At 45.4% G+C, this 10,622-nt stretch carries 10 protein-coding genes; 5 read left to right on the top strand and 5 right to left on the bottom strand.

Going from position 1 to position 10,622, the window contains the following annotated elements; all coding sequences use genetic code 11:
- The coding region (locus tag C7B77_RS30755; RefSeq protein ID WP_219892154.1) for a hypothetical protein at positions 1–217 on the bottom strand (217 nt) is incomplete at its 3' end.
- 68 nt (positions 218–285) lie between these two features.
- Here C7B77_RS30755 and C7B77_RS14350 point away from each other — a divergent pair.
- Complete coding sequence (locus C7B77_RS14350; protein ID WP_106305908.1) at positions 286–621, top strand: 30S ribosomal protein PSRP-3; 336 nt, start codon at positions 286–288, stop codon at positions 619–621.
- A 232-nt stretch (positions 622–853) separates the two neighbouring features.
- Here C7B77_RS14350 and C7B77_RS14345 read toward each other — a convergent pair whose 3' ends face one another.
- Positions 854–1,369, bottom strand: a complete 516-nt coding sequence (locus tag C7B77_RS14345) for a hypothetical protein (RefSeq protein ID WP_106305905.1) — start codon at positions 1,367–1,369, stop codon at positions 854–856.
- The gene (gene coaE, locus C7B77_RS14340; RefSeq protein WP_106305902.1) at positions 1,366–1,953 is read right to left on the bottom strand and encodes a dephospho-CoA kinase; all 588 of its coding nucleotides are present in this window, start codon (positions 1,951–1,953) and stop codon (positions 1,366–1,368) included. The genes C7B77_RS14345 and coaE overlap by 4 nt, the downstream gene beginning before the upstream one ends.
- 154 nt (positions 1,954–2,107) lie before the next feature.
- On the opposite strand from coaE, the gene C7B77_RS14335 reads away from it, so the two are divergent.
- Positions 2,108–3,349, top strand: a complete 1,242-nt coding sequence (locus tag C7B77_RS14335; protein ID WP_106305899.1) for a DUF2252 domain-containing protein — start codon at positions 2,108–2,110, stop codon at positions 3,347–3,349.
- A gap of 70 nt (positions 3,350–3,419) precedes the next feature.
- Positions 3,420–4,718, top strand: coding sequence for a hypothetical protein (locus C7B77_RS14330; protein ID WP_106305895.1), 1,299 nt, complete (start codon positions 3,420–3,422; stop codon positions 4,716–4,718).
- A 29-nt stretch (positions 4,719–4,747) separates the two neighbouring features.
- Here the strand turns inward: C7B77_RS14330 and C7B77_RS14325 are convergent, their stop codons facing one another.
- Positions 4,748–7,000: a transglycosylase domain-containing protein gene (locus tag C7B77_RS14325; RefSeq protein ID WP_106305892.1), complete on the bottom strand. Its 2,253-nt coding sequence runs from the start codon at positions 6,998–7,000 to the stop codon at positions 4,748–4,750.
- A 255-nt stretch (positions 7,001–7,255) separates the two neighbouring features.
- Positions 7,256–7,897, bottom strand: coding sequence for a ribosome hibernation-promoting factor, HPF/YfiA family (gene hpf, locus C7B77_RS14320; RefSeq protein ID WP_106305889.1), 642 nt, complete (start codon positions 7,895–7,897; stop codon positions 7,256–7,258).
- 416 nt (positions 7,898–8,313) lie between these two features.
- Here hpf and thrB point away from each other — a divergent pair, with 416 nt between their 5' ends.
- Both thrB and C7B77_RS14305 read left to right on the top strand, forming a co-directional pair.
- Positions 8,314–9,222, top strand: a complete 909-nt coding sequence (thrB, locus tag C7B77_RS14315; RefSeq protein WP_106305886.1) for a homoserine kinase — start codon at positions 8,314–8,316, stop codon at positions 9,220–9,222.
- Positions 9,223–10,011: 789 nt separating this feature from the next.
- On the top strand, positions 10,012–10,622 hold a 611-nt coding region (locus tag C7B77_RS14305), incomplete at its 3' end, for a nitrilase-related carbon-nitrogen hydrolase (protein ID WP_281261357.1).

Here is a 10,622-nt window from a genome sequence, read left to right as displayed (position 1 = left end):
AACTTTCCAGTTGAGATTTATACTTGCCTTGGGCCACAATCTGATGACCCTCCCTGAAAATGAGCGAACCGTAAGTGTTAAAGCTCAAGTTTGACGATCGAGCGCATTGGCAACCGCTTGGTGACGGGAGATCGCCAACAAGGATACTTGCTAACGATCGACCGACACCCCTGTTGCTAGAATGAATCGAAAATTTGCAGCGAGATCTAGTTAACATTTAGGGTGAGTGTCGATCGGCAATAGGATGGTATAATGATGGATTGTGTGCCAAACTAGTCAGCAAATATGCCCGAAACCATTACCGAAACATTACCAGTAACGACATCCAAATTTATCTTAAAAGTTCTGTGGTTGGATGAGAACGTTGCTTTAGCCGTAGACCAAGTAGTTGGGAAAGGATTGAGTCCACTCACCGCTTATTTTTTCTGGCCTCGCAACGATGCGTGGGAACAACTTAAAGCAGAATTAGAAGCCAAGCACTGGATCGCAGAAGTCGATCGAGTTGGTATTCTCAACCAGGCTACTGAAGTGATTAATTACTGGCAAGAAGAAGGTAAAGGTCGTCCCTTACCTGAAGCTCAAGCCAAGTTTCCTGAAGTTATCTTTACTGGCAGCAATTAGATTTATCGGTTGGGTATTGGGCGATGTCCTGAGTTTGTCACGGGATATCTGGTATTTACAGCATTTACCCCATTACCCGACTAGCTTGCCCGATCTGGGTAAATCGCACTGGGGACGATCGACGTGCTCTTTTATCCGATCGTTTCATTCCCCGATCTAGCAACGCCAAAAAATCGACGCTCGATTTAACTGCTCCGATCGAACATCTATTTGAAGATACTCGCACGATCGGTCAAGATCGGTTACGGATACTCGAATGCTTTTCTAACCGATCTAGCGAGAAATATCCAACTGTCAAGCCAACTAAATTCATCGGGATTGAGAGCAAGGCAATTAACCAGCCATATGCTAATCCCCAACTAATTCCTTGAAAGATCTTACCTAGATAATTCTGTGGCATAAAGCCATGCTGCATATCGTGGATTTGCCATAGCATTCCGCCGAATGGACTAGAGATGACGATCGTCAGCAGCATCACGATCGCGATCTCCTGCCACCGTAGTATACCTTTGGTGCGATCGTATCGATCGACCCAGTGCGAACCCACAATCCCAAACACGACTGAGACGATCGCGATGTATTGAAATGGGTATTGGTTGTGATACGCGAACATTCGATACAAAGTGGCGATCGGATAATGCCAGTTAAATACGTACTTCAGTACGAGAAATGTCACCGATAGAGAGCTAAATAAGCTTGCAAATAACACTACGAAATTTAGAGAACGATCGATTCTACGCTTACTCATATTAAATTTGATATTTTCAGATCGATCTGGCGTTCCAAATCTGTTATATTTGTTGAGTTATCTAGATTAACATCTGCTAGGGCTATTTTATCAGCAAGCGGCATTTGACTCTCGATCCGCTTGATGGCGGCTGTTTTATCGATGCGATCGCGCTTCATTACCCGCTCGATCTGCGTAGACAGATCGCAACTAACCACCCAAATCTCTGTGACCAGATCGGTGATTTTTGCTTCAAATAGCAACGGAATTGCGAGTACGGCAGTGGCATCTGGCTGGAGGCGACTAATTTCTCGATCGAAGCAATGGCGGACATAGGGATGAATTTGTGATTCTAACCATTGCCGCTCGACTAGATTGCTAAAGATAATTTCGCCCAGTCGGGGTCGATCGAGCGTTCCATCCGATCGTAAGATATCGTCACCATAATGTTGACTAATTGCTGTTAAAATTGGCGAACCAACTGCAACAGCCGATCGAGCATAAATATCTGCATCCCAAATTGGCAAGTGATATCGTGAGTGCAAGTAGTTGGTAACCGTACTTTTTCCCGTGCCGATACCGCCAGTAATTCCAATTAGACGCATAGATTAATTGATAATTGATAATTGATAATTGATAATTGGTAGGTTGGGTAGAGCAAAGCGTTGGCGTAGCCTCTCGGAACGAGAAAACCCAACAGCACAAATGCTGTAAGCACAGTTAACGATCTTTGATAGTTAGAGTGAGAATAGTTTGATTATGAGCGATCGATTAGAAAACAGTGGATCTAGAGATGCTTGGGAAGCGATTCAAGCGTTTAATGAGGGTCGCGATCCGATGATGTTAGAGCGCAAATATAGTAAGATGCGCAAAAATGCTTTGTCATTCTTTAGAGGTACTTGTCATCTATTTTATCAAGATTTACCTGTAGCGTCTAGTCTAAATTCAGCTCCACATGTATGGATTTGTGGCGACTTACATTTAGAAAATTTTGGTGCTTATAAAGGGGCCGATCGCCAAATTTATTTTGGGATTAATGATTTTGATGAAGGGATGCTAGCTCCTTGTACTTGGGATGTCACGCGATTGGTGACGAGTATCTTTTTAGCAGCAGAAAGTTTATCATTGGATAATGCCGAGGGCGATGAAATGGTACGAACATATCTGAATAGATATGCAGAGACACTCAGCTCGGGACGTATTCGGGCGATCGTCGCAGATAATGCCAAGGGACTTGTTGCAGACTTACTCAAAAAATTAGCTCGTCGCAAACGCCAGGAGTTATTAGACGAACGGACTGAATTAATTGGCGATCGGCGTCAGCTCATATTTGATGATGAGAAAATCTTAAAGATCGATCGAGACAAATACGATTTAGTAAGTCGGGTAATTTATGATTGGGCGCAAACTCAAGATCGACCAGATTTTTTTGAAGTTTTAGATATCGGATTTCGCGTTGCGGGTACCGGGAGTTTGGGACTCGATCGTTACTTAATTTTGGTTGCAGGTAAAGGTTCGCCAGATCGCAACTATTTGCTAGATTTCAAACAGCAGCCGATCTATGTTTTACCAACATTTTTAAGTGACACTCAACCACAGTGGGAAAATTCGGCACAGAGAGTCATGAAGATAGAGCAATTAGTGCAATCGGCACCGCCAGCATTACTCGCTGCCATCGATTTTAATAATAGTAGCTATTTATTAAGAGAACTCCAGCCCACACAAGATAAAGTCGAATTAATAGATGCTAACATCGACATCGTTGGCGAAGCCTCTCCCCTGGAGAATCGACTCGAAAAATTAGTCAAAACGATGGCCGAAGTAACGGCTTTCGCTCATCTTCATGGTAGTGGTAAATTAGGCGCGGCAATCGCTCAAGAGCTGCTCGATTTTGGCGAAAGTATAGATTGGCAACAACAGGTGCTAATTTATGCTAATAATTATGCTAGGCAAGTTCGCAGCGATTATCAGGATTTCTGTCAGGCAACTTCAGAACGATAATCGAACTCCAACTGGGGATGCTCGCATCTTGCCGCAAGTCACCTCCCTAACCCTTTAATTTAAGTCCAGCGTGAGATATTTTAGATTACTAATTGGGATTGGCTCGATCGCGTTAACTGCTTGTACCCGCACTATACCCACATCATCGGTACCTCAATCTCCCACCCCAGTTATTACTCCCACACAAATAGTTTCCACCTCGCCAGGTGTTGCTTCCACAGCCATAAGTTCGCCCACTCCCGTTATTGCTACCACCCCACCAGCCGCCGCACCGACGGCTGCAATCCCCACAATCGCACCATTACCATCTGCGGGTACGTTGCCTCAAGTTGGCGATTATCAAGTCATTGATGAGTTAAAGCAGCCTCAATTTATGGCTCAGAGTCGGGATATTTTTAAAGCGGCAAGTCTACCGAGTAGCAAAGTCAAATTTAATCCCGCAGACTTATTAGTAGTCTTAAAAAGTACTCGTAAATATTTTAAAAATAGCTTAGATACCGATCCAGATCTCCAGCGCGAGGGGATTTTGGGTAAGCAAGGAGTAACAGTTGCCGATATTGTCAAAACTTTGGACTTTATGGTGCTGACATTACAGCAAGATATCAAAGCCAAACGACCGATTCGCCTGCAAGATCCTAAGTTTTTAAATACCAATTTTCGCACGATCCAATGGACGGCATTTAATCCTACCGCCACAGAGCAAAAACGGGTAAGAATGACCAAATATGCGGTATTTACACATCCAGGTTCGCGAACTCCGACTAAAGAGTTCAATGCCGGAATTTACGCCCTCAAACCAGGTACCGATATTGAGGCCCTTCGGGTCAAGTATACCAAACAAGATGTCTTGAAGAATATCTACGAACCGGAAGGGCCAGAATTTGGAGCGGTAGAACCGCTCGCATATCTAGATCGCGAGGGATTGGAATCAGCCTTGATGGAAGGCACGATCTTAATTAAATTTAACGATGGTAAATCGGCATTTTTTAATGTCGATCGCAATAATAATATTCCTTATGTTAAAGGTCTAGCTCCCACCGAACAAAAGCGATATTGGTATTTTAAACCCGTCAAGGCAATCAAAGGATACGGTCAAACGATCGAGACTAAAATTTCGCTCAAGCCGGGAGTAACTTTTGCGGGAGACGTATTAAATATTGGCTTGGGGAGAATTGTCGTCACGGAGAATTCGATTGATGGTAAACCACAGTTACGAATGGGCATTATTGCCGATACGGGTGGGGCATTTTTACCCAATTTACATCAGTTAGATTACTTGGCAGGAGTGTTCGATAGTAAGGATGATTTTACGGCATATATTCGCAAATTACCGGAATATACCAAGGCATATATTCTGGTCAAGCGGTAAGCCGTTAGACATTCAATTTACCGATCGAGCTACTTATATACCGAACCCATGTAATCGCCCCATAACTGAGCAGCTTGCGCGCTACTGCCTTGGGTAGGCGAATTATCATCGTTACCCAACCACACGCCAGTGGTGACCTTTTTATCGGGAATAAAGCCGATAAACCACAGATCCACATTATCATCGGTAGTTCCGGTTTTACCGACTTCCCCTAATCCGATCGCGGCATTTTTGCCAGTACCGCTAGTGACGACGCCGCGCATCATCGTTGTTAGCGTATCGGCAACGTCAGCAGATAAGACTCGTTTCGATTGGTCTTCCTTAGTGGCATCGTACATCACCCGACAGGTGCGGATTTGCTTGAGATCGCAATTAGTCGTATCGTAGACACGCTTGATGATGCGGGGTTTACGCCAAACACCACGATCGGCAACTGCATTAAAAGATCCCGTAATCTCTAGCACATTCACCACGCTCTGTCCCAGCACGAGTGCTGGAACCTCGTCTAGTTTCGATTTTACCCCCATTTTTTGGGCGGTTTCAATGACTTTGGGCAAGCCGATATCCTTGGCGACTCTGAGCGCGATCGGATTTTCAGACAGGGTAAATCCCGTAAACATATTTACCGCACCCGCCGCCCCATGATTGCACGCCGGAAAGGTTCTACCCCCCCAGGAGAGCGGGTCGCAGGAATAGGTCTTTCCCGGCGAGATCCCCCCAGCTATAGCTGCGGCATAGCCAAATAGTTTAAATGTCGATCCGGGCTGGCGTTGGGCGAGAATGGCGCGGTTGAATTGACTTTTTTGATAATCCACACCGCCGACCATCGCTTTGACAATTCCGGTCGTACTATCGAGAGTGACGATTCCACCTTGCGAAAACCGAAAGCGACTGCCAGCATTCGCCACATTTTGCCGCAATGCGGCTTCAGCTTTAGCCTGCATATTCAGATTCAATCCAGTTTCGATCGCAAAATTCCCTTCTTTAGCCGTCTCAGTTCCCAAAATTTCCTGGAGTTCCTGAAAGACATAGCTATGGATATAAGGTGCCTTGCTATTACTTGTGGGGGTGCAAGCTTCGGGGCGGGCAGAGATCGTCGATCTGCGTGCTTCTCGGGCTTCGGCTGGGGTAATTGCACCAGTTTCAAGCATTCTACTCAATACCAAATTCCGTCGCTCGATCGCTTTGGTGCCTTTGCGCCCTTGTTTATCTTCAATACAAGGGTTAAAAATATTCGGCCCGGGCAGAATTCCGACTAACATTGCTGCTTCTGAGAGAGTCAAATCGCGAGCGGATTTACCTAGATAATGTTGGGACGCATCCTCAAAGCCATTAGCATCGTCACCCAAAAAGACCCGATTGAGATAGGCAAGTAAAATTGTATCTTTACTATATGTAGCTTCCAATTTGAGCGCGACTACGGCTTCGCGCAGTTTGCGGGCGAAATTGTCCTCTCGACCCACATACGATCGAAATAAACTACGCGCCACCTGTTGAGTGAGCGTACTCGCACCTTGAGTGATCTTACCTTTTTGCCGTCCGACGACGATCGCGCGCCCGACACCCCACGGATCGATCCCAAAATGCCAATAAAAGCGACTATCTTCAGAAGCAATCAGGGCTTTGGGTAAATAGGGCGAGAAGTCGGAGACCTTTGCCAGATCTTTATGCGCGCCCGTTTTGGCCGGACGCAATGGTTCTTCCATGTCCTCTGCGTAGAGCATCACTGGCCCATTGGCATCTGGGAGAGGATCGACATCAATTTTGGTAGATTCGGCGAGCACCGCTAGCAAAATTAGGCTAAACAGCCCACCAGTGCCATACAATCCATATCGCAACACTCTCAGGTAGACAGGAGGCGGATCGAGATAAGTAATTTTGACTGCGGCTTTGAGTTCTGGGGGGCCGAGGGTAAATGTGTCACCGTCCCTAAGCGTAATCCGATCGACCCGTTTTTTGCCCCGATAAATCCCATTGGTCGAACCTTCATCTTTGAGTAAAAAGGTCGTACCTTTTTTGCGATCTCGACTCAATGACAAGTGAACTTGGCTGACAACTTCATTGCGCACGACAATATCGCAAGATTGCGAGCTACGTCCCAAGGTATACTTCTCACCCAATAGCGGAAAGGTGTCTGGTTGGGGGGCGTCCGCATCTTGGACGAGGAGTTTGGGGACTCTGGCATTTGGCTTGAGAGCCAATCGGGTAAAGTTAACTTTAGTCCGCTGAACGACTTGAGTAATTTGAGCCAGGATTGTCTTTTTTGGAGGCTGAGAAGACATTTAAGGGGCTGGGGGTTAGGGATTTAGCAACTAGGGACGATTTCCCAATTTAATTATGTCTATTTTAGCCCACCCAGCTCGATGTCTACCTAAGCAAAATTCAGGAGAATCGATCGACGATCCTCCTGAATTGTTAACGGGCTGAGTTTAAATCCTCAATTTACCGACTTTTACTCTTGAATGCGATCGAGATATCGACCCCAAAGAGTTACTTGACAATAGCCAGATGCGAGCTTGCGAACCGCTCTAATTTAATTACGCTACTTCTTTGGCATTCGCTACTTTACCCGCGCGATCGTGCCCATTTTTTTCATTATTACCAGGGCGCGGTTGAATTACACCAAAACCGCCATGATTTCGGCGATAAACAACATTAACTTCTCCAGTTTCGACGCTCCGATATACATAAAAATCATGATCTACTAGTTGCAATTGAGCCATTGCTTCTTCGATCGTCAATGCAGATAAAGCAAAATATTTTGTCCGAACGACTTCTGCGGGTAACGTCGCCGATCGATTGTCGGTCAGATTATAATCTAATAACTCTAAATCTAATTCTTCTCCCAGATCTTTCAATCCTTCCGTCCGATCTTTTTTAGTAAAATTACGTTCTTTATACTTACGTAACTTCCGAGAAATTTTATCGGCAACTAGGTCTATACTTGCATATAAATGTTCGCTGGCTTCTTCTGCGCGAATAATGGCTCCATTGACATAAATTGTCACTTCAGCTACCTGTGCTGCCGCAATTCGGGGGTTTTTAGCAACCGATAGATTGACATCTATTCCGGTGGTAATTTGCTCGAAATGGCTGACAGCCTTTTCGATTTTTTGATTTACATAGTCGCGGATTGCATCGGTAATTTCGATGTTCTTACTCTGGAGCACAAGCTTCATAAGCATCTCCCACTGGATATGATGTTGTAGTTAAGGTTGAGATAGGCAGAAAAATTGTGGAAACTTTGGTTTCCTCTGTAGCGAATTTTACTCACCATGCTGACTAGATCGATTACACTGCCTTAGAGTTCGGCGTCAGCTTTTGCAAATGATTATCTCGTATGGATAATGTAACTACCTCACCTTTTTGTGACTAACTATACATTAGCATCTTATATGCCACTCACAGCAATAGTGCGATCTCCTAGTCAAAATACTTTGCATTCTGTGACATTCATTTACATCTCTTATGATATCTCGGCTGATTTATAATTAATGTTAAATAGCGGACAATCTTGCTACTTAGCGGTTGTCTTTAGGTATAGTTTGCAACAGTCCTAAATTATCCATTCCTAATTCTTCCCCGATTTACTCATATGATGACTACAGCCACAGTTCGCGTTCCTGCTACCACCGCTAACTTAGGAGCGGGATTTGACTGTATCGGTGCCGCATTGAGCCTGTATAACGAGTTTGTATTTACACCGATCGACACCGAGAGCCTAGTCATTGCCGTCCGGGGATTGGAAGCTGCTAGAGTCAACACCGATGCCAGCAACCTCGCCTATCAAGCCTTTGTCAAGCTCTACAGTAGGATCGATCGAGATCCCCCAGTCATCCAGCTCGAAATCAAATTAGGCGTACCGCTAGCCAGAGGATTGGGCAGCTCCGCCACCGCGATCGTCGGTGGCTTACTCGGAGCCAACGCCATCGCCGGAAACCCACTCTCACCCGCCGAAGTCATGCAACTCGCGATCGAGATGGAAGGACACCCCGATAATGTAGTACCAGCACTAATTGGCGGTTGTCGGCTAGCAGCCACAGCAGCAACTGGTTGGGCGATTGCCGATATTCCTTGGCACGATAGTGTCGTACCTGTAGTGGCAATTCCCGATTTTGAACTATCCACCGCAGAAGCCAGAAGCGTCCTCCCCACAGAATACAGCCGTGCCGATGCGATCTTTAATACCGCCCATTTAGGCTTAATGGTGCGAGGTTTAGAAACCGGAAACCCCGACTGGCTCAGTGCCGCACTTGCCGATCGCCTCCACCAACCCTACCGTCAAAAGCTAATTTCTGGCTACACCGACGTCGAGCGCGCCGTAGTCGCCGCTGGCGGCTATGGCATGGTCATCAGCGGTGCTGGCCCCACCTTACTAGCCCTGACAACCGCAGAACGCGCCCCAGCAGTAGCCACAGCCATGACCGAAGCCTGGGCAACCCATAACATTCAAGCCCAAGCTCAACCGCTAGCAGTAGACATGCAGGGAGCGGTATGTAGTTAATAGATTTCTATCATTCGTTCGATAGATAATTTGACATTGTAGCTAGAGTGAGTTCAAGGCAATAGCGACGCTAAATCGCTCGTAATTTCTGGCGTCTTTTGGTTGATTCGATCGCCAAATAATCGAATTTAAAATTCAATGACTGCCTAATTTTCGATAATTTTATCTAGATCGATACCAATTTTATTGCGCTCGATCTAGCAATCTTGCTGGTAATTAAATTGGTACATTTGGCTACAAATCAACCTCTGTTTGAGGCTAATTATTTTGCCTTAAACTACAATGGCAGAACTTTGCATCTATCGATCGGTAGATTAAAGATTGAGTGTCGATCGTCAATCTTGGTGGTGTTCGATCGAGCTATCAGGCTGAATTGCGTGTTCTGGTATCTGGCGACCGCTTTCCAAGCATAGGAGAGCTGAAGATGAGATCTACTAGCTTAGTTCACAGCTCCGAACGTTGCAAAAATTGACTTTAGTTATTTCGTTAACAAGACAAATGTAGCCGTTATGGAAAATACTCAAGATAATTATTACCAGGTAACTGATGATACAATATTGACTTTTTCGATGCCCTAGCATGTCTACAATAAATCAAAATTTTGTTCGTCATTCAACAAGGCTAAAGACATCTGTTTCAGTTCTGCCTTGTGAATTGTCAAGCAAATCGGGCGACCGCTAATACTACCAAGATTGTGAATGCACGACAGTGAGAGCTATTTCATAGCTTTATGTGACACTTCGAGCGTTATCGATCGATTCAATTAAATATAGTAAAGGGAGAAAGATCGTGTCTTATCATGGCGATATATCTTCGAGTGAAGACTCTGTAGGAGTTGCGGTTGTTAATTATAAAATGCCGCGCCTGCATACCAAAGCAGAAGTAATTGAGAATTGCCAGAAAATTGCAACCACGATCAATGGTATGAAGCTAGGACTACCAGGAATGGATCTGGTCATATTTCCTGAATATTCCACTCACGGCATCATGTACGATCGGCAAGAAATGATGGACACAGCGGCAACTGTGCCCGGTGAAGAAACAGCAATCTTCGCCGAAGCTTGCATTCGTAATAAAGTTTGGGGTGTTTTTTCACTAACAGGCGAACGGCATGAAGATCACCCAAATAAAGTCCCCTACAATACCCTAATTCTGATGAACGATCGCGGTGAGATCGTCCAAAAATATCAGAAAATTATGCCGTGGACGCCGATCGAAGGTTGGTATCCCGGCAAGTGTACCTACGTCTCCGACGGGCCAAAAGGACTGAAGATTAGCTTGATTATCTGCGATGACGGTAACTATCCCGAAATCTGGCGAGACTGCGTGATGCGCGGTGCCGAACTCGTCGTGCGGTGTCAGGGTTATATCTGTCTCTTATACACATCTCCGAGCCCACG

This window comes from Chamaesiphon polymorphus CCALA 037 (assembly GCF_003003845.1).
Taxonomy (GTDB): Bacteria; Cyanobacteriota; Cyanobacteriia; order Cyanobacteriales; family Chamaesiphonaceae; genus Chamaesiphon; species Chamaesiphon polymorphus.
The sequence above is the reverse complement of the archived record's forward strand: the minus strand, read 5'-3'. Positions and strand labels throughout refer to the sequence as shown.